Here is a 19912-nt window from a genome sequence, read left to right as displayed (position 1 = left end):
ATTAGATTCACCATGTTATGTCAAGATTTAGGTTGTTTTTTGCTTTGCTGTTATGCTATGGCTTTGCCCAGGCACAGGATGTTACAGGTTATACGCCTTATTTGAACATTGCCTATCAAGGAAATTTCTTTATCCGACCGGGCTTATCGGTCAGTTATGACATGCCCATTCGCGACCTGAATGTTAATACGACAAAAGCATATAGCCTTCTCTTACAACCACATGTAGGTGCTTTTTCGTACATCGATCGCAACTACAACATCCTGGCAGGTGCGGACCTTGGGGTTGCCCGAACCAAAGTCGATAAAAAAGGTGCTTCAGTACTCTCTGTAGGGTTGAGTTACTTAGGAGAATCTGAAAAAACGGGTTTTACGGTTAATCTTGGGTCCGGCGATCGCAGTAATGTGCAGCGTGAATGGCGGCACTATTTTCTTCCGACACTCAACTATGAGTGGTCTACCAAGATGGGCAAAAAGAACCGGTTCTTCACCAAGCTACGATGGGGCTATGCCCTCAGCTTAGAACGTGAAACAGAAATGTACTTGCTCGTTGCCCTGGGCCTTAAACTTCCAACAACAAAAAGATGACACGTCAAGAATTCATTCAAAAAGCGGCAATGGCGGGACTAGGTCTTCCGCTCATTTCCCTTCTTTCATCTTGCGAAGAGGACAACATTACTCCTAATGAGATCAATGTCAATTTCTCCGGGAATGTATTGATCATTGGAGCAGGATCCGCGGGGTTAATGGCAGGACATTTTCTCCAACAAAATGGCATCAATTTTCAAATCCTTGAAGCGTCTTCCGTGTATGGTGGCCGGGTAAAACGGGCTGATAGCTTCGTAGATTTTCCGATTGATCTGGGCGCCGAATGGATTCATACAGACCCCTCCATTTTGGCGGATTTGGTCAATGATCCTAGTGTCCAGGCTTCCATAGACATCATCAATTACAGGCCGGAGGAAATCCACGTTTGGAAGAACAATCAACTAAGAAAGCGGAATTTCTTCTCTAATTTCTACGCAGAACACAAATTCAAAAGCACGACCTGGTACGGTTTTTTCGAGCAATACATTTTGCCCGGTATCGCCGATCGTATTACCTACGATACACAAGTAACCAACATCGATTATTCTGGGACTCAAATCACGGTTACGGATCAAAACAGCAATTCCTACACTGCGGATAAGATCATCTTAACCGTGCCCCTTACCGTGCTGCAAAATGATGTCATTTCATTTACACCAGCACTTCCAACTTCCAAAACGGATGCGCTGAATAATGTGGAAATGCCTTCCGGGATTAAGGTCTTTGTTGAGTTTTCAGAAAAATTCTACCCGGATATTGTATTCGATGGTGGGTTGCTGGAACAAAATGATGAGCTAGGCGAAAAAGTATATTATAATGCTGCCTTCAGAAAGGATTCAGACCGCAATGTCTTTGCTCTTTTTGCGGTAGGTGACCCTGCGAAAGAATACACTGACCAGGGTAGTGATGAAAACATCTTCAATTACCTCATGGCACAGTGGGACGAAATTTTTGATGGAAAAGCTACCCAACACTACCAAAATCATGTAATCCAAAACTGGTTAGCGGAGCCTTTTATCGGAGGGTCTTATAGTCACTATGGAAGCAATCGTAGCGGTACCATTGCAACGCTTCAGGAAACCATCGATAATAAGGTCTACTTCGCCGGAGAAGCGTATCACGATGACTGGCAAGCTACGGTCCATGGCGCAGGCCTTTCTGCCTATGAAGCAGTGAGAACGATATTGGAAGGTAACTAGTCTCTAGAGATGCGATGACGTGAACTGGCTTTTATCGAAAGTATGTTGTAATCAACTCACTCATTGTGCATCTTCGTGATTATGCCTTTTGATGCAAATGACATCTAAAGGAAACCTGACGAATACACCTTGAAGCGAGCATTCCTTTTCCTGACACTTATCAACCTGTTGATTCATTCAGTTTGGGCACAATTCACCCTGTCCGGTAAAGTAATTGAAAAGGGTTCGGGTGAAGTCCTTCCCTTTGCCACGATTACCATTGCCGGCACTTCTACAGGCGTTACCTCCAACCTGGACGGGTTTTTCTCCCTGATTGATATTGAAACGGATGACCTCACACTGGAAGTGAGTTATGTTGGCTATCAATCTGTACAGGTACCTGTACAGCCTGATCAGACAGGCTTGTTGATCATTGAACTAGAACCAGCGAGCGCCGAACTCAATGAGGTTATCGTGACTGCAGATGCTTACAAGGTACTGCGGGCCACCACGGGCATCAGTTCAGCTACTATTTCAACCAAGCAACTTTCCTCTCTTCCAAGTGTCGGCGAGACGGATATATTTCGCTCGTTACAACTGCTGCCAGGTGTCAGTGGCACCAATGAAAACTCTTCAGGGCTATTTGTGCGTGGAGGTACGCCGGATCAGAATCTAGTGCTACTAGATGGCATGACCGTCTATAAGGTGGATCACTTCTTCGGGTTTTTCAGCGCATTCAATGCCAGTGCAGTCAAAGACGTGCAACTGTTCAAAGGGGCTTTCCCAGCACGATACGGAGGTCGTACTTCTAGTGTGGTGGACCTGACTGGTAAAATTGGGAGCTTTCAAAAAATCAGAGGAGGTCTGGGCATCAACCTGTTAAGCGCCAATGGCTATCTGGAACTCCCAGTATCCAAAAAAGTGTCCGTGTTGCTGGCCGGCCGACGATCCTATACCGACATCATACAAAGTGCTTTATTTGATGACATTCGAAATAACCTGCTGGGTGATCGTGGATTTAATGCACCCAATCTCAATCCGGAGGATGTGCTGTTGGAAGAACCAGAATTCTATTTCTACGATTGGAATGGTAAACTCTCCTTCAGGCCCACTGATAAAGACATGCTCACGCTCAGTGTCTACAGCGGACAGGATTTTCTGGATGAGTCACGCGGGGTGGATCGTGAAATTCCAGACAACATCGTTCCCGATGGCCGCATCTTATTTGATCTGGATGAAAAAACAGATTGGGGAAATCGAGGAATTTCTGCCAAGTGGTCCCGGCAATGGGCGCCAAAATGGTACAGCAACGTGCTCATTGCGGGATCTGAATATTTTAGCAAGTTTGATCGAAAAGCAGACCTGGGCATTTATTCAGGAGATTCAACCTTGTTCTTTGGCAGCTTCCCAACGTTCGAAGACAATAGTGTAGTTGACCTGTCCGGAAGGCTGGATATCGAATGGCAGCGTTCTTCAAAGGCCAAGACAGAATTCGGGATTTCTTTGACACAAACTCAAATCGATTACTCCAATATCCGAAATGATACATTAGTCATTCTGGAAAGAAATCAAGAAGCCTTTTTCGGTTCCATCTACGCATCAAATGAACAACAAATCGGGGATGACCTGAAGCTCACTACGGGAATTCGGTTCTCTGATTATGAACTGCGAGCCAGGCCTTTATTTGAGCCTCGGGTTTCATTGACTTATCAATTGTTACCCCAATGGAAACTCAAAGCCGCTTACGGAAGACACTACCAGTTTGTCAACCGGATCATCAATGAAAACATTTCCGAAGGTTCCAGGGAATTCTGGTTGTTGGCCGACGGAGACCTGGTCCAAGTGAGTAAAGCAGATCATTACGTACTGGGGTTGAGCTATGAGATTGACAATTGGTTGTTTGACGTAGAAGGGTATTATAAAGACCTGTCCGGTTTATCTGAATTCTCACTCCGTTTCCGAAGAGGCCTTGAGATCAATGCGGATGAATTGTTTTTTACTGGGACAGGGATTGCCAGAGGTGTGGAATTCCTGATCCAGAAGAAATACGGTACCTACACGGGATGGGCATCTTACACGCTCGGCGCGATCCGAAATACCTTCGAGGCATTCAATGAAGGCGAAAAATTTGCCGCCTTGCATGACCAGCTCCATGAATTCAAAATGGTGCATAGTTATGAACTTTGGGACTGGACTTTTGCCGCGACCTTCATTTACGGTTCTGGTAAGCCTTTCTCAGAACCAGAAGGTCAGTACAGTGTGGAATTGCTGGATGGCCGAACGCTCAATTACATTGGGATTGGTCCGAAGAACGGATCCCGATTACCAGCTTATCACCGATTGGACTTGTCCATTCATCGCAAATTCAAATTGGGAGAATTCCCTACTGACCTGGGCTTCTCGATCTTTAACCTGTATGGCCGCACCAACATCTGGTACAAGGAATATGATTTTACGCAGGAGCCTCCGCTGATCACGGACATTACCTATCTGGGATTCACCCCCAACTTATCTTTCAAAATTGATTTCTGATGAAGGCAGTAGGATGCATATTGATCATAATGACCTGCTTGCTCTGCAGCTGTCTGGAAGACACGACGCGGACACCTAATTTTGTGGTAGAAGGATTTATCGTGGCAGGTGAGCCAGTCAACAACATCAAAATCAAGCAGATCTCGTCACTGCTAAGCGAGGAAGTCACCTCGGAATCTATTACTGACGCCCGTGTGGTCATCGAACATGGTTCCGATGCCTTTCCATTGCTGTTCAACAGTACGACGGGCCTTTATGAATACGTGGAATCTGATCTGAATATTGAGATTGCTGAGGAATATCGCCTCACGGTGGATGTAGGCGATCGGCTGGCAAGTGCTACCACTTTGGTTCCGGATCGACCTACAGGATTGAGCCTGACAGGAAACCAATTGGTCATCCCTACGCTTAGGTTGAGTTTCCAACTTCGGCAAGAAATCACCGATTTATTCCAGGAAGAACGCATCACTTTAACCTGGGATGAAGTGGAAGGCCAATCCTTTTTTGTCGTGATTGAAAACCGGGTAGCAGAACTGGACCCAATTCTTCCTGAACAAATCCCTGAAGAGGCCATCGAATTACTCTCCTCATTTCGATTCATCAGTGAACCTTCCACCACCGGGTCTTTCGATATCATTGGTGTGGCACTCGAAACTTACGGACCACATGTGGCCAAGGTCTTCACCGTGAATGAAGAGTACGTTGATCTGTTCAATAGCCTCGAACAAGATTCTCGTGACTTGAATGAACCCCCATCAAATGTCAGTCAGGCACTCGGTATCTTCACTGCTTTTGCGGTGGATAGTTTGGAATTTGAGGTGGTGAGGGAGTAACTGTTCCTAAGATCTAATTGAAAAAAATATGGCCAATAACAGAAAACATAGCATTAAAACTGGAGTTGTACAGTCAGGAACTGGATCTGCGGAAGGTCTTTCTAGTAATCAAGCATTAACTCACCTTAGGGCAGCAATAGCCAAAGGAGATGCGGACTATCATTCAGAGAGAACTTACGAGTATACGACTCCAACTGAAATGATCTCGGAGCTTTTAAAAGGGAAATAGATGTTAAAGCGCCGGGAAATTCTTTCGAAAGGCAATCTTTCCGGTTGGGATCAGCGCCAGTAATGGACCGATTGCCAGTACCCAAAATCTATGTTCCTCTAAGAAGGCCAGACGGTCGGTTACTTCAAGACTGATGATGGTTAAACCAAACCCAATGCTATTCACAATCGTGAGCGCACTCCCCAGGAATTCTTTTGGGGCATAATCGGCAATTACAGAGGAAAACTGCGGTGAATCCATCACCACGAAAAAGCCCCAGAGCAGCAATAGAAAAAGGAATATGGCTACTGGAAGGCTAAAGAAGAAAACAGATAGCATGGCACATAAGGAAGAGAAGCTCAACGACACAAAAGCCACTCGACAGCTGCCCATTCGTCGGGAGTAGATGCCACCAATGACACTACCCAGACCACCTGCCGCGATGGCTAAAAACGACCAAAGGGACACATTCAAATAAACATTGGCACTTTCATTGAAATAGGTCAATAGCAATGGCACGAATGCCCAAAAGGTATAAAGCTCCCACATGTGTCCAAAATAACCGAGGGAAGCCCGATTGAACATTTTGTTTTTGAACATCTGGAGAAAAACCCTAAATGAAAATTCCTTCCCTTTCTTCCGATTGGGTCCGTCACCGATGCCATATTGAACGATGAGGCCACTCGCAATGGCGAGTATACTGGTAACGATCAGTACGACTTGCCACGGCAATCCGAGTGAAAATGTCTTGATCAGGTGAGGAAAAGAAGTGCCTATGACCAACGCTCCCACCAGAAACCCAAGCGCATGTCCCAGGTATTTCGGGTACCAATCGGAGGCTATTTTCATGCCCACTGGATACACTCCTGCAAGGAATAAACCGACTGAAAAACGAGAAGCAAACATCAACCAAAACGGTGGTGAAAAAACCAACGCGATATTGAATACTGCCGCCAAACTTGATGAAACCAGAAAGACTTTTGCCGGAGAAAACCGGTCAGGAATCATATAGATCGCATAAAGCAATGTCCCAGAGATGAAACCTAATTGTACGGCAATCGTGAGCTTAGGAGTAATGTCGAATCCAAGAGCAAGGTGCTGTTGTAGGTCCGGATAAATCGCATTGCCCGCAAACCATACGGAGGTCGCGGCAAATTGTGAAAGGACCAGCAGCGGCAATATCCTGGTGGGGGTGGCAGTCATGTTGTCAAACTAACGAATTCAAGACAGGGAGAAAAAGAAAGCACTCATTACTTTCGCGATTGTATTGACCAAAACAAATTCCCATACCGGCCAGATCATCAAAGTAATCTTTATTGTATTACTGCCACTCGAAATCATTTTCGTGAATTGGGCAATCGAAAACCCACAATGGGTAGAAGATCACTATAGCAACGGATTTTATCCAGTCATTCAATCGATCCTTAGTGCAATCAGCAGCATTGTTCCTATCCCGATTGGTCAACTTATCTTTTACTCACTGTTCTTTGGCTTGATCTTTTGGGTGGTGAAAAGGGTCATTCATTTGATCAAAAAGAAGATCAGTTTCGGAAAGTTTGCCTGGGTCATGATCAAAAACGGCCTTTTCGCTTTTTCGCTGTTCAATTTCCTATTTACGTTGACCTGGGGCCTGAATTATCACCGTCTAAAGATTCCTGAAATAGCAGATCTGGACGTCAAGGACATTACCAGAGAGGAACTTATTTCCCTGAATGATACCTTGATTTCCAGGTGCAATAGGTTGCGTTCTGAAATTATCACTGAAGATGACTTGCCCATCACCAAAGATGAAATTTTGGCAAAGGCTACGATTGGATTCGAACGGGCCCATGGACATTATGATTTCATTGGCTATGATGTGTTCTCAGTGAAATCAGTTTTGGTGCCGGAGATCATGTCCTCCTTCACGATCGGTGGGATTTATTTCATGTTCACCGGGGAGGCCAATGTGAATATGGATCCACCCAACTTTTTGGTCCCGGCGGTTACCTGTCATGAGATGGCCCATCAAAGTGGGTTTGCCTCAGAAGATGAGGCCAATTTTGTAGGGTACCTTGCATGTCAATTCAATCCTGACATTAACTTTCAATATTCCGGTAATTTGATGATGCTGCGTTATTCCATGCGTTCACTTTTTCGCCTGGACAGTGTTGCTTATGATGAATTAGCCGCCAAATTGACGGTAGACGTCAAAGAAGATCTGCGTAAAAACCGGGAATACTGGCAAAGCTTTTATAATCCTATTGATCCATTGACGGATGCCATGTATGACCTGTTTCTAAAAGCCAACGATCAGAAAGAAGGCATCAAGAGTTACAGTCTTGTTACCAGCTTGATGGTGGGAGAGTTGAGGAGAAGTGGGTTGGTGTTGGTCGAGTAATATTTCATATAATCAATTATGTGTGTTTCTCGACTTGACACCAACAACATGATCCTTTCCACATGATCTTCGAAAAATAGAATTGTCAGATTGAGCCTGTCGAAATCGACATATCTTCGCAATGTGCAAGATGTCCTGCTCATCACGACCCCCTTTACGCAGCTGAATACTCCTTATCCAGCTACGGCTTACCTCAAGGGATTTCTCAATACCATTAACATTAGGTCCCTTCAAATGGACCTGGGGATTGAAGTGATCCTGGAATTATTTAGTAGACATGGACTCGAGCAGCTTTTCGATTATGCTTCAGAATACGATGGTGAGCTCTCAGAAAATGCGGAAAGAATCCTTGCTTTAAGGTCGGAATACGAAAAGACGATAGATGAAGTCATCCTATTTCTTCAGGGAAAAAATGCCACCCTCGCCCGACAAATCATCACTGAAAGTTTCTTGCCCGAAGCCTCTCGATTCAGTCAACTAGACGAACTGGATTGGGCATTTGGATCAATGGGTCATCAGGATCGGGCTAAGCACCTGGCTACCCTCTATCTAGAGGATCTGTCCGATTTTATTGTGGAGTGCGTGGATGAAAACTTTGGCTTCAGCCGATATGCAGAACGGCTAGGAAGAAGTGCCAATAGTTTCGATGAGTTGTATGATGCCCTAAACCAGGAGCCGACCTTTATTGATGCCATCACATTAGATATGCTGGACGTTCAACTTCAGGAAATTCAACCTAAACTCATTTGTTTTTCGGTCCCGTTTCCCGGAAATCTGTATAGCGCTTTTCGTTGTGCCATCTTCATCAAGAAGCAATATCCCAACATCAAAATTGCCATGGGTGGCGGTTTCCCGAACACAGAATTGCGACAAATCACGGACGTGCGGGTTTTCGAATACTTTGATTTCATTACCCTGGATGATGGCGAACTTCCGGTAGAATTACTGATTTCAAATGTCCGAGGAGAAACGAATGAATACAAGAGAACCTTTCTCCTGGAAAGCGGAGTAGTGGTTTATAAGAACGACACAAAAAGAACCGACTATAAACAGCTGCAAGTAGGTACGCCGGACTATTCCGATCTACTTTTAGATCAATACATTTCTGTGATTGAAGTAGCCAATCCCATGCACAGTCTATGGAGTGATGGCCGCTGGAATAAGCTGACCATGGCCCATGGTTGCTATTGGGGAAAGTGTACTTTTTGCGATATTTCCCTCGATTATATCAAGCTCTATGAACCCATTGCGGCCAAAACACTGGTGGACCGAATGGAGCAAATGATCGCTCAGACGGGGGAACATGGATTTCATTTTGTGGACGAAGCCGCACCGCCTGCGTTGATGCGGGAAGTGGCTTTGGAGATTTTGAAAAGGAAACTAACCGTCACCTGGTGGACGAACATTCGGTTTGAAAAGAACTTCACCAAAGACCTCTGCATACTTCTGAAGGCCTCTGGTTGTATCGCTGTTTCCGGTGGTTTGGAAGTAGCTTCCGATCGGTTACTTCAACTCATTGATAAAGGCGTCACGGTGGAACAAGTGGCGAGAGTCACAAAGGACTTTACTGACGCAGGGATCATGGTCCACTCTTACCTGATGTACGGCTACCCCACACAGACAGTTCAGGAAACAATAGACAGTCTGGAGATGGTCCGGCAAATGTTTGAACTAGGTATCATTCAATCAGGGTTCTGGCATCAATTTGCCTTAACAGCGCATAGTCCGGTGGGCCTCAATCCGGAAGCCTTTGGTGTGATCCCTGAAATGAAACCCATTGCTTTTGCCCACAATGACATTGCTTTCACCGATGAGACAGGGATTGATCATGAGCAATTTAGTTTTGGCTTGAAGAAGTCCTTGTTCAACTACATGCATGGATTGTGTTTCGACTATCCATTGCAGGAATGGTTTGATTTCAAGATCCCAACGACCATCATCCCACCGAACTTTATAGAAAGGGCTATTTACGCTGATGATCACGCGACGACTAAGAAAAATGCAAAAGTCGTTTGGCTAGGGACACAACCCTTTGTTGAGGCTTTCACCAAAACCAAAAAAGTTAAGCCCCAAAATCATTGGCTGCTGATCTTCCACGACAAGAAAAGCAGCTTCCAAATTGAGCTGGAAGAACAACGCGCCGAATGGCTGATCGATTTATTGTGTGCGGCAGCAATGGATACGGAACAGCCGGTCACATTCCAACAAGCAAAAGAAAGCTTTGAAATCGATTTTGGGGATTTTGAAGGGTTTTGGGACTCCAGGCCTATTCGGGCTTTGAGGGAAAATGGGTTGTTACTGGTTTGAGTCAAAGCCTTGATTTTATTGAATTAGAATTAAACTCAATTTTTGGAATCTTTTTAAGCTCATAAGGTGGTGCCCCTGATGTTCCGGGAGCCTGCATCCAATAGATCGCTTTGTTATCCATTTTTGACAACTCGATTTCCCATTTAATCCAATTGCTGTTATGCGTATCATTACCAACTAAGATCAGGACCATTGCAACACCTTTGATTTTAGGCTTAATAAGACCTTTTATTTCATTTCCGGTTAATGGTCTTCCTTGATCCATTTGATGAAGCACCTTTACTCCATTGCCAAGCTTTCCTTCCTCAGCCCAGTCAACAACTTTCTTTTTGTATTTTTCATCGACTACTCGGTAACTTAAAAATATGGTTTTTGACATGATCTTTTGTTTCAAAATTACAGCTCACCATTAAGTGTAATAACCACAGTTTCAAGGATTTTACCATCCTTAAAAACTATGAGATTTCTATTTGAGGCTACGACTCATCCCTTACTTACTCCGCTAAAAAAGCACCACGTACATTTCTCTGGATAATTCATTAAGTTCATCTTCTCAATTTCCAGAATTATGCGCTTTAAATCCAACCTATCCAAAACGGTCAGCTTTCTGATCATTCTTCTGCTATCATGCACCATTCAGGCTCAAACTCCTGATAAAGCAGCCATTGAGAGAGCGGCCGCGGGCATGAAACTACGAGGCATTGGTCCTTCATTGATGGGCGGAAGAATTGCTGATATTGCCATTCATCCCTCTGATTTAAGCACCTGGTATGTAGCCGTAGGGTCGGGGAACCTTTGGAAAACCACCAATCGAGGTATTACCTGGACACCCATCTTTGAAAATCAGTCCACCTATTCGATCGGAACAGTAACCATCGATCCCAATAATCCCAATGTCATTTGGGTAGGAACTGGTGAAAATGTAAGTGGCCGACATGTGGGTTGGGGTGATGGTATTTATAAAAGTACTGATGCCGGAAAGACCTGGAAAAACATGGGACTTAATAAGTCCGAGCATATCGGAAAGATTTTGGTAGACCCCCGGAACAGCGATGTGATCTTAGTCGCTGCAGAAGGGCCACTTTGGTCCGCTGGGGGTGAAAGAGGACTTTACAAATCTATTGATGGTGGCCAGTCCTGGAAATTGGTGCTTCAAATTGATCAGTATACCGGAGTTACCGATATTGAATTCAATCCTAAGAACCCGAATGTCGTTTATGCTGCGGCATATCAGCGATTCAGAAGGACCTGGGCCTTGATGGCAGGGGGTCCCAATAGTGGCATTTACAAATCAACCAATAATGGGGAAAGCTTCAATAAGATCACAACAGGTTTGCCTTCAGGCGATATGGGCAAGATCGGATTGGCGGTGACTCCCGCGGATCCCAACCTGGTTTATGCGACCATTGAAGCCAATGATCAGGAAAAGGGATTTTACCGATCGACTGATCAAGGTTCAAGCTGGGAAAAGCGCAACAGCTACATTTCGGGAGGCACGGGTCCGCACTATTATCAAGAATTAGAAGCATCTCTACACGATCCGGATCTGGTGTATCAAATGGACGTATTTCTACACATTACAAAAGATGGTGGAAAGACGATCGATTACCTGGGCAATGGCAGAGAAAAACACAGTGATAATCATGCACTATGGATTGATCCGACCAATGGAGATCACATGATAGCAGGATCAGATGGAGGCCTTTACGAGACGTTTGATGGCGGATCATTCTGGAGACACTTTGCAAATCTTCCTATCTCACAATTCTACAAGCTAGGACTCGATAATTCCGAACCCTTCTACAACATCGTGGGAGGAGCGCAAGACCTGGGCACCTTGATCGGACCCTCCAGAACCACCAGTGTGGAAGGTATTTTGAGCAGTGATTGGTATGTGCCACTCGGTGCGGATGGTTATGGTTCTTTGTTCGATCCTGAGGATAACAACACGGCGTACATGGAAACTCAGCAAGGGAACTTGCAACGACTGAATGTGGCTACGGGCGAATTGATCGGCATTCGACCACAACCTGCTCTTGACGAAGCACCAGAGCGATGGAATTGGGACAGCCCTATCCACATCAGCCCCCATGATCACAACCGCATCTATTTTGGTTCCCAGCGACTTTGGCAAAGTAACAATCGTGGTGACGCCTGGGAAGCGATCAGCAAAGACCTGACCACCAATACCAATCGTTATGAGCTGGAACTGATGGATCGGGTGTGGAGTGTGGATGCGCTCTACGACAATGGGGCCATGTCCAAATACGCGACCCTGACGACCATTTCCGAATCCCCGAAGGTGGCAGGCTTGCTTTACACAGGTTCAGATGATGGTCTGGTACATGTCAGTGAAGATGGCGGCCAAAACTGGAGGAAAAGTAATCTCCCGAAGGGTGTCCCGGCAAGGTCCTTCATCAATGACATTGAGGCTTCTCCCCTGGAGGATAATGTGGTTTTCACGGTGGTGGATGCCCACAAATTCGGTGATTATGCTCCCTATATATTTATGAGTGCAGATCGAGGTAAAACCTGGAGATCCATTTCAGGTGACCTTCCTTCTGGTACCATAGTTTGGGCGATCAAACAAGATCATGTAGCAAGCAATTTACTGTTCATCGGCGCTGAGGACGGTATGTACTTTTCCTATAACAAAGGAGCGAATTGGGTGAAATTGAAAGGTGCGCCAACCATTCCATTCAGAGACATCACTACGCATACCCGTGACAATGATTTGGTAGGAGCGACATTCGGCCGAGGGTTCTATATCCTGGATGACTATTCCCCATTGAGAAATTTGAGTCAGGCTGTCACAGGGAATACCAACACCTTGTTTGCGGTCAGAGATGCCTGGTGGTATGTGCCTACGGTGCCTTTCCAGGCCAAAGGAATGCCCGGTCAGGGGTCTGCGCATTATGTAGCCGAGAATCCTGATTTTGGAGCGATGATCAGTTACTATTTGAGTGATGTGCCTCAAAACCTTGCAGATCAGCGAAAGGACCGGGAAAAAGAAATCAAGAAGGGGAATGGTAATGTGCCCTTCCCTGGGTGGGAAAACCTGAATGAAGAAAGAAAAGGTACCACGCCACAAGTTTTGATTCTAATCAAAGAGGAAGCCGGGAATGCGGTAAGATGGTTAGAAGGGAAAAGTGCCAAAGGATTGCATCGTATCAACTGGGATTTGAAACTGCCTGCTCCAGATGCGATCCAATTGACAAAGCCTGCTTTTCAACCTCCCTGGGCAGGAGATGCCGAAGGTCCGTTGGCTGCTCCAGGAACTTATTCAGCACAATTGTACATCGAGGACAATGGCCATCTCACTCCACAGGGAGATGCACAAAGTTTTGAAGTAAAACCCATTCCAAGTTTAGAACAGGTGGATTTCAAACAGGTGGCCGCATTCCAACAGGAAACGAGAGAATTACTAGTGGAAATCTCCGGATTGGGTGGAAAACTCTCGGAAGCTGGAGAGCGCCTGAGGTTTATCAAGGCAGCCTTAAAGCAAACACCAAAAGCGCAGGAATCGCACTTTCAGCAATGGAATGAGCTTAATTCTACCTTGGCAGATTTGAGAATGGTCTTGTACGGTGATCCGGCCAGAGGGAGCCTGGATGAGTCAAGACAACCCGGGATCTCTGGCAGAGTTGGTACGGTTGCTTATAGCCACTGGGGGACGACAAATCTGCCAACGGAAACGATGAAAGAGCAGATCAAAACCGCCAATGAGTCCTTACAAGGTTTCAAAGTGCAATTGAAGGAGTACCTGGAGTCATTCAAAGTATATGAAGCAGAATTGACAGCCATTGGAGCACCTTATACGAGGGGTAGGAGAGATTGAATCTTTTCCACTCAACTTAGCCGTCATTCCTGACGTAGTTCAGGAATCTCAAACTTAGATATGCCGAATAACTTTGAGATTCCCGCCTTCGCGGGAATGACGATTTATTTTTTTGGGCTAAGTTGAAAATTATCAATCAATTATTGACCTCTTCATTCCCAAACAGCTTATCAGTCAACTGCTGGCTTAGAGCTTCCAGGTCAATGCCGATGGTCTCTTTAGAGGTTTTTAAAACTGGAAGAGCCAAGCCTTTGGGTAAGTTTTCATACCCCACATAAGCCCCTAAAATAGCCCCGGTTACTGCAGCTACGGTATCATTGTCTCTACCGAAATTGACGATGAATTCCATGGCTAATCTGAAATCCCCTTCACTGTATAGCAAGGCTGTCAAATTGATCAGGTGGATTTCTCCGGCATGAAAAGGGATCTGTTGCATTTGTTGATCAAGGGCCTGAAAAGCTTGCGTCATTTGTGTGAATTCTAATGCCGATCTTTTAAAACCTTTGGGTATGCGCAGTTTAGGATCAGCTTCGATGATAGACCTTGCATCGTAAACAATTTTTCTGGCATTGAAATAAGATTGCTGGGCCAGTCTTCCAATGAGTCGGCTGTTCGCATACTTCAGCGGATCTAAGACAGGAGTGATACCCGCGATGCTGTCATACGGCGAATTCAGTTTCATGGCTTGGGCAACATACCCAGCACTTAAAGCAGAAATATCGCGGGCATAACCGAGATCAAAAATGCCTAGCCGATACGCTTCTTCGTAAGCCGTGACAGGCTGGCCAGGTAAGTACGCCCCTATCATTGGGGTGTAGAGCATCCCCGCACAGGACATCTCTCCTCCGTAAAAACGATTCAAAGCATAGGAATATCCTTGTAAGTCATCTTCAGCAAAAGGATGGGCTACCTTGGCCCACTCTTGCAACCAGGTCATGTGTCGAAGCTGCTGCTCCAAAGGTTCAGGATCAAAGGTCTCCAGAGATTGGACCTCCTGTTTTTCTTCTTCATAGAGACTGACCAGGTAATTCGCAAACGCCACATCATCTAAGGTCTGATCATCCTGAGTCAGGAGATACTGCCCCATCAAGTATTTCCAACGGGTATCATCTGTTGTCGCTCCAGGCATCATGTTGTCTTCCCAGGGGCCTTCCGGTGATCCTTCTCTGATTACATGAACTAAGGTATCGACGTATCCGTACTGTGCTTGCATCCAGTCACGACTCCACATTTCTACCGGGGCACCCATCGCATCTCCAATGGCTGATCCAATCAGCATTCCGAGCAGTTTATCTTGATAAATTTCCCGCGTTAATCCTTCCGGTACTTGCCCTTCGCGGATACTCGATGATGCTTCTGGTGCGGGGAAAGATTGCTTCTCCAATGTAGGTTGACAAGCAATTATGAAAAGAAAAATTAAGCTAAAAGGATAGTAGGGTTTCATGCCTTCATGACTTGTTGATGGGCATATTGGAGCAGTTTTGACTTACGGTCCAAATCCATGGATAGTGGCAGTTGGGCCAATCCAATCAATCGCCGCATGATCTCAATTCCTTCAAACTGCTGCAACAAAGTCTCGTCAACTTCAGAAGTATAGGATTTGAGAATGATCGCACGAATACTTTCTGGCTGCTCTGACAGTTTCAAGTGCGCCAGCAATACTCCTAGATCGAACTCGGGAGGTCCAAAAAAAGAAAACTCAGGATCAATCAACTGGAATCCCTTATCCGTATTCAACCAACTTCCGGGATAATAGTCGCCATGAAGTAAATTCGTTCCATTCCCCAGGTATACTTCACCAAGATTGGAGGCAGCCGTTTTCAGGCCTTCGTCGGACTTATGTTTCAAGGAAACCTCCTGAAGTCCGGGTGTGAAGCCGTCGAGATCAAAGCTATTCTCAGTCATAAATGGGAGCTCAAAAATGTGCTGGTGATTGAGCTTTCGTAATTCGTAATTCTTTGGAAAATGATTGACTGTATCATCTGGAAATTCATGACCATGTAGGGCCTGTAATGAATTCCCAATTAAAGTTGCCTGGTCATCAGTCAGTACTTTTCCGGATTGATAAAGAAATGTAAAATCCGAAGCACTGCCCAGATCTTCCATCGCCAGGACATGATTATCTCCATCAAATCCCATGATCGTGGGCTGACGATTTTGAATGGCCGGAATGACAGCCGCTAACTGATAAAATTGCTGCTCAACATCAATACGTGAAATAGGAGCTGGAATGTCAGGATACTTTACCACAAATTCTGTGGCCTGCTTCAAGATGATGGATCCTGTAGATGTGATAGCACGAAGGACACGGTTCATGTTACCTTCCCCTGGTTTTTCGATACGTATTACCGCCTCCTTGGCTGCAATCCAGGATTGGTCATGCAGGTAGGTGGTTAGTTCCTCAGGGTTGATGTCTAGGGTTAATTCCATGGTCATTGAACAAACGAAGATGAGGAATAATTCTTGGATTCAATCTCTTGATCGTGAGAAGCGCCTTACTTGGTTGGGTAACTGACTAAAACCTCGAACTGGTAATTCGCGTATCCGATCGAGCCCAGCTTTGCAACAAATCAGCTTCCACTTCAGCGTATGCTTTCCCTTGCACTTTCATGGCTTCTCGCAACCCATACAAGGACCAACCATTATGCGGGTGATCTGCAACTTCCTCGCGATAGGTTTTTTCCGCTGCTGCGTATTGCTTTAGTTCCATTTGCAAAGCGCCTAGCCAATGCCGAACAGCAAAAGGCATGGGTTCTGGCTCACTGTATGGCAGGTCATCTTCTAATTTTACACCTGCTTTGAACAGCTCAAGGGCTTTCTGATACTTGCCTTCGATCCAGGCGATCTCTCCTTCCAATATTTTAGCTGCCACTTTCAGAACAGGACCACCAGGCGAAAAGCGATACCTGGCTTTGGTGGTATCACCTGTATTTTGAACCCTTTTGAGGTACAATCTGGCAAAATCCGGTTCGTCATTTTTTAGATGTGCATATCCTCGACAAAAATCCCAGAGGCTTTTTTCAATGACGCCACCTTCAGGCTTATCCATTTCCAGAATATCATCGAATCGTCCGAATCGCATGGCTGTCAATGCATGTTGATAGTTGTCATCAGTCAATTTATGGAAATCTCTTCCTGCCTGCATAGCGATCGCTCCCTGACCATCGTAGGCAGCGGCATACAGTAACATGTGCAGGTTATGACCCGGATAAGTGGCAATAGCCGCACCGCCATCTTTTGCTAGTTGATCGGTTTGTGAAGCTTGTAAATTAGCTCTTACGCCATCCCCCCACCGACCAATTTCATTGTAGGTATGCGAAGGCATGTGGTTGATGTGACTTGCTCCTGGAATCGTGCTCCCCAGGTAGTCGGCACAGGATTCTGCCAATTCAGGATATTCAGTAGACTCAGTGGCATGGATATACAAATGACAGGCACCCGGGTGTTCAATATTTTTTGCCAGTACACCTTCCAGCGCTTCGTGGATTTTCATGAGTCGTGGGTTATCCATTTCCCGTGTTCCAGCCCTGGGCTCCAAGAGGAAAAGTGCGTCTGCATAAAGCGTCGCTACATCCAGGTCATCCGGAAATCGCTCATGCACCTTCGCCATGGCATCTGCATAAAGAGAATCCTGATTCCTTCGGGTTTCGTAATCGAAATCTTCCACGTATCGTACTTGCATCGACTCAATCAAAGCGCGATCTACTTCGGCAGTATTTTCATCTAACAACTCAAGGGCTTTATTTATGGCTTCCAGGGCCAAAGGGGCTTTATCCGCTTTCATGTGGCTATTGATGTAAGATCCCAATGCCCAGGCCTCGCCCCAGTAGCACATGACACAATCAGGATCTTCTTCCTGTGCTTCTCGAAAGGAACTGATGGCTTCATTGATTGCGAAGGCATATCGCAACTGAAACCCCTGATTGAAAAAGTCCTGTGCTTTTACACTTTTTGTCTGAATGGGGCGCTCGAAAACACCCAGTGCTTCCGGAATTAGCTCAATGGGTTTGATCACATAAGCTTCTTTCGGTTCAGGAGCTGAAGGTGGGGTGCCACAGGTAGCAATGTCATTTGTAGCTTCACCTACAGCAATCTTTTCAGCAACTTCTTTTTGCGTGCAAGCAAAGATGATACAAGCAATTAATAGGAATTGATGAATCCTTCTCATAGGTCACAGGTCGATCCACTTAAAGTTAAGCAGAGAATTGTTCATCGATCATAACCATCCGTCAACCCACGAAACCACAAATCCTTGACAAGGGATAAAAACCCGTCAATTGGGCCCTGACTTAAAGCTGAATTAAAGTGGATTGTACGATGGATAAATCGGAAAATTCCGAAGTGAACCGTACATGAATAGTGACATCACTTCCTGGACTAAGTTCAATGATGGAATTACCTTGAATAGGCAATTCGTCGATGTTCAACGGAATAACAAAGTCCCTTCTCAAGTTTGACAGGCTGATGCCCTTATGAAAATTCACACCTAGTCCGCTACCGAAAGTAGACACATTTTCGTCAGACATGAAAATTTCACGATCTCCGTTAGCTGTCTCTATTTCAAAAGTGTATTGGATGGCATCACGCCCCATGGCATTTAATTCCAAAATCTCAGGGTCAGTCAAATTGCCTTCCTGAATGGAGACGATGAGCATAGAATCCGGTAAGAGACGAAAATCAATTGATTCCTGATCATCGATAGGTGTGCTAGTGACACAACATGGCGTTCGAACAAAGCGTTTGAATTGAATTTCGAGTGTAGGGTCGGGTAAATTAATCTCCTCTTCGCACCCCCAAATAAGAAAGGAGAGCGCTAAAATTTTGAAAGCTGTTTTCATGGATAGTAAATTAGAATATTTTGTAAGAGAGCATTTCAATTTTTTGACAATTGAATGCGCTGTTGCCCTTATTGCTGTTCCTTACTACGTCCCTTTCACTTCACGGCACCAAGAATAGCAAATAGAAATTCAGACGCTCTGGAATGCCCATACCTGGGTCCATAGGCTGTTGACGTGAGCGCAATGACCATTTCTTCGTCAGGAACCACAATCAACTGATTGCCTCCTCTTCCTGAAGCCCATAAATAATCAAACGTCTTGCCGTTGATGGTTTGCCGCTTTTTGTACCAAAGCATACCGTAACTGTCAGTAAGCTCCCAATAGTCTGTCAAATCGAATGTCTTTCTATTGATCAGTTGTTCAATGTACGCCGGGTCCACTATCTGTTTATTCCCCCACTTTCCCTCGTTAGCTACTAAAACGCCGAACTTGGCAAAATCGAGGGTAGAAAGGTATAGATTCCCGGCGCCACCAGTTTGATTGGAGGCATTGGTGTACCAATAGAATTCCGTGATACCCAAAGGTTCAAACACATGCTTTTTGGCAAAATCTCTAAGACTCATTCCCGATGTTTCTTCGATGATTGCTCCGACCAATACGGCATTGATATCTGCATAAACCCATTTCTCGCCAGGCTCCCAGGCCAAAGGAATGCTTAGCAAATAGGAAACCCATTCGTCTTTTCCAATCCAGCGGCCGGCATTTCCGGGTGTTTGGTAATCATCCGTATCAGCATGAAGACCCGACCCCATGTCCAGCAAATGTTTGATCTTGATTTGCTTAAAATCATGATGAAGCGTTGGGTACTTTTCTTTTGAGAAAAAAGAATAAACATCCTGCTCGACACTTGCTACCAACCCTTCCTTGATGGCTACACCTAAAAGTAGAGAGGTTATGCTTTTACCGGTGGATCGGACATCTAACAGATGGTTGCGCCAGAACGTGTTGAAATACCATTCCATGGCAATCTGATGGTCCTTGATCACAACCAAACCTACAAAATCGCGATGTGGCGTATTTTCAACCTTATCGTAAAGCACATTGATGGAATCCCTGTCGAATCCTGCTTCTTCAAGATTTACTTGAGGAAGATTGGGTACAGGAGGCCTTTGTGCCATGGAAAAACAAGCCAGGACCAAAAGTGTGATTAATAGAAAGAAGCGCATGATCTCATGGAAGGTAACATGAATAAAAATAATGGAAACCCAACA

15 protein-coding genes are annotated in these 19912 nt (G+C 45.3%); 8 read left to right on the top strand and 7 right to left on the bottom strand.

The window, feature by feature from the left end:
• Positions 1 to 17: 17 nt before the first annotated feature.
• The 5 genes from R8G66_29235 to R8G66_29215 all read left to right on the top strand — a co-directional run bounded on the left by R8G66_29235 (position 18) and on the right by R8G66_29215 (position 5359).
• Positions 18 to 587 (top strand): hypothetical protein, encoded by a 570-nt coding sequence (locus R8G66_29235; GenBank protein ID MDW3196495.1) that lies wholly within the window; start codon positions 18 to 20, stop codon positions 585 to 587.
• A complete protein-coding gene (locus R8G66_29230; GenBank protein MDW3196494.1) occupies positions 584 to 1786 on the top strand; it encodes an NAD(P)/FAD-dependent oxidoreductase in 1203 nt (400 codons plus the stop codon). Before R8G66_29235 ends, R8G66_29230 begins: the two co-directional genes overlap by 4 nt.
• 129 nt (positions 1787 to 1915) lie before the next feature.
• Positions 1916 to 4297 carry a TonB-dependent receptor gene (locus tag R8G66_29225; GenBank protein MDW3196493.1) on the top strand — a complete coding sequence of 794 codons (2382 nt, stop codon included), beginning with the start codon at positions 1916 to 1918 and terminating at the stop codon, positions 4295 to 4297.
• Positions 4297 to 5130 (top strand): DUF4249 family protein, encoded by an 834-nt coding sequence (locus tag R8G66_29220; protein MDW3196492.1) that lies wholly within the window; start codon positions 4297 to 4299, stop codon positions 5128 to 5130. The genes R8G66_29225 and R8G66_29220 overlap by 1 nt, the downstream gene beginning before the upstream one ends.
• Before the next feature lie 28 nt (positions 5131 to 5158).
• Entirely contained in the window at positions 5159 to 5359 is a 201-nt protein-coding gene (locus tag R8G66_29215) for a hypothetical protein (protein ID MDW3196491.1), read from the top strand.
• 3 nt (positions 5360 to 5362) lie between these two features.
• Here the strand turns inward: R8G66_29215 and R8G66_29210 are convergent, their stop codons facing one another.
• Positions 5363 to 6541, bottom strand: coding sequence for an MFS transporter (locus tag R8G66_29210; GenBank protein ID MDW3196490.1), 1179 nt, complete (start codon positions 6539 to 6541; stop codon positions 5363 to 5365).
• Between the two features lie 142 nt (positions 6542 to 6683).
• On the opposite strand from R8G66_29210, the gene R8G66_29205 reads away from it, so the two are divergent.
• Positions 6684 to 7718, top strand: a complete 1035-nt coding sequence (locus R8G66_29205; GenBank protein MDW3196489.1) for a DUF3810 domain-containing protein — start codon at positions 6684 to 6686, stop codon at positions 7716 to 7718.
• Between the two features lie 123 nt (positions 7719 to 7841).
• Positions 7842 to 10025: a B12-binding domain-containing radical SAM protein gene (locus R8G66_29200; protein MDW3196488.1), complete on the top strand. Its 2184-nt coding sequence runs from the start codon at positions 7842 to 7844 to the stop codon at positions 10023 to 10025.
• A 1-nt stretch (position 10026) separates the two neighbouring features.
• Here the strand turns inward: R8G66_29200 and R8G66_29195 are convergent, their stop codons facing one another.
• The gene (locus R8G66_29195; GenBank protein ID MDW3196487.1) at positions 10027 to 10404 is read right to left on the bottom strand and encodes a TIR domain-containing protein; all 378 of its coding nucleotides are present in this window, start codon (positions 10402 to 10404) and stop codon (positions 10027 to 10029) included.
• Positions 10405 to 10593: 189 nt separating this feature from the next.
• On the opposite strand from R8G66_29195, the gene R8G66_29190 reads away from it, so the two are divergent.
• Complete coding sequence (locus R8G66_29190; GenBank protein MDW3196486.1) at positions 10594 to 13863, top strand: glycosyl hydrolase; 3270 nt, start codon at positions 10594 to 10596, stop codon at positions 13861 to 13863.
• Positions 13864 to 13999: 136 nt separating this feature from the next.
• Here the strand turns inward: R8G66_29190 and R8G66_29185 are convergent, their stop codons facing one another.
• The 5 genes from R8G66_29185 to R8G66_29165 all read right to left on the bottom strand — a co-directional run bounded on the left by R8G66_29185 (position 14000) and on the right by R8G66_29165 (position 19867).
• Positions 14000 to 15307: an ADP-ribosylglycohydrolase family protein gene (locus R8G66_29185; protein ID MDW3196485.1), complete on the bottom strand. Its 1308-nt coding sequence runs from the start codon at positions 15305 to 15307 to the stop codon at positions 14000 to 14002.
• Positions 15304 to 16293, bottom strand: coding sequence for a phosphotransferase (locus tag R8G66_29180; GenBank protein ID MDW3196484.1), 990 nt, complete (start codon positions 16291 to 16293; stop codon positions 15304 to 15306). The genes R8G66_29185 and R8G66_29180 overlap by 4 nt, the downstream gene beginning before the upstream one ends.
• An 85-nt stretch (positions 16294 to 16378) precedes the next feature.
• Positions 16379 to 18031, bottom strand: coding sequence for a hypothetical protein (locus R8G66_29175; GenBank protein ID MDW3196483.1), 1653 nt, complete (start codon positions 18029 to 18031; stop codon positions 16379 to 16381).
• A gap of 121 nt (positions 18032 to 18152) precedes the next feature.
• Positions 18153 to 18701 (bottom strand): hypothetical protein, encoded by a 549-nt coding sequence (locus tag R8G66_29170; protein MDW3196482.1) that lies wholly within the window; start codon positions 18699 to 18701, stop codon positions 18153 to 18155.
• Between the two features lie 95 nt (positions 18702 to 18796).
• The gene (locus R8G66_29165) at positions 18797 to 19867 is read right to left on the bottom strand and encodes a serine hydrolase (GenBank protein ID MDW3196481.1); all 1071 of its coding nucleotides are present in this window, start codon (positions 19865 to 19867) and stop codon (positions 18797 to 18799) included.
• Positions 19868 to 19912: the final 45 nt, after the last annotated feature.

The sequence above is a fragment of the Cytophagales bacterium genome (genome assembly GCA_033344775.1).
Classification (GTDB): Bacteria; Bacteroidota; Bacteroidia; order Cytophagales; family Cyclobacteriaceae; genus JAWPMT01.
The sequence above is the reverse complement of the archived record's forward strand: the minus strand, read 5'-3'. Positions and strand labels throughout refer to the sequence as shown.

Coding starts and splice junctions, on each gene's coding strand:
- R8G66_29175 (MDW3196483.1), bottom strand. CDS start 18,031: ATGAGAAGGATTCATCAATTCCTATTAATTGCTTGTATCATCTTTGCT.
- R8G66_29210 (MDW3196490.1), bottom strand. CDS start 6,541: ATGACTGCCACCCCCACCAGGATATTGCCGCTGCTGGTCCTTTCACAA.
- R8G66_29220 (MDW3196492.1), top strand. CDS start 4,297: ATGAAGGCAGTAGGATGCATATTGATCATAATGACCTGCTTGCTCTGC.
- R8G66_29230 (MDW3196494.1), top strand. CDS start 584: ATGACACGTCAAGAATTCATTCAAAAAGCGGCAATGGCGGGACTAGGT.
- R8G66_29215 (MDW3196491.1), top strand. CDS start 5,159: ATGGCCAATAACAGAAAACATAGCATTAAAACTGGAGTTGTACAGTCA.
- R8G66_29235 (MDW3196495.1), top strand. CDS start 18: ATGTCAAGATTTAGGTTGTTTTTTGCTTTGCTGTTATGCTATGGCTTT.
- R8G66_29170 (MDW3196482.1), bottom strand. CDS start 18,701: ATGAAAACAGCTTTCAAAATTTTAGCGCTCTCCTTTCTTATTTGGGGG.
- R8G66_29165 (MDW3196481.1), bottom strand. CDS start 19,867: ATGCGCTTCTTTCTATTAATCACACTTTTGGTCCTGGCTTGTTTTTCC.
- R8G66_29195 (MDW3196487.1), bottom strand. CDS start 10,404: ATGTCAAAAACCATATTTTTAAGTTACCGAGTAGTCGATGAAAAATAC.
- R8G66_29190 (MDW3196486.1), top strand. CDS start 10,594: ATGCGCTTTAAATCCAACCTATCCAAAACGGTCAGCTTTCTGATCATT.
- R8G66_29180 (MDW3196484.1), bottom strand. CDS start 16,293: ATGGAATTAACCCTAGACATCAACCCTGAGGAACTAACCACCTACCTG.
- R8G66_29185 (MDW3196485.1), bottom strand. CDS start 15,307: ATGAAACCCTACTATCCTTTTAGCTTAATTTTTCTTTTCATAATTGCT.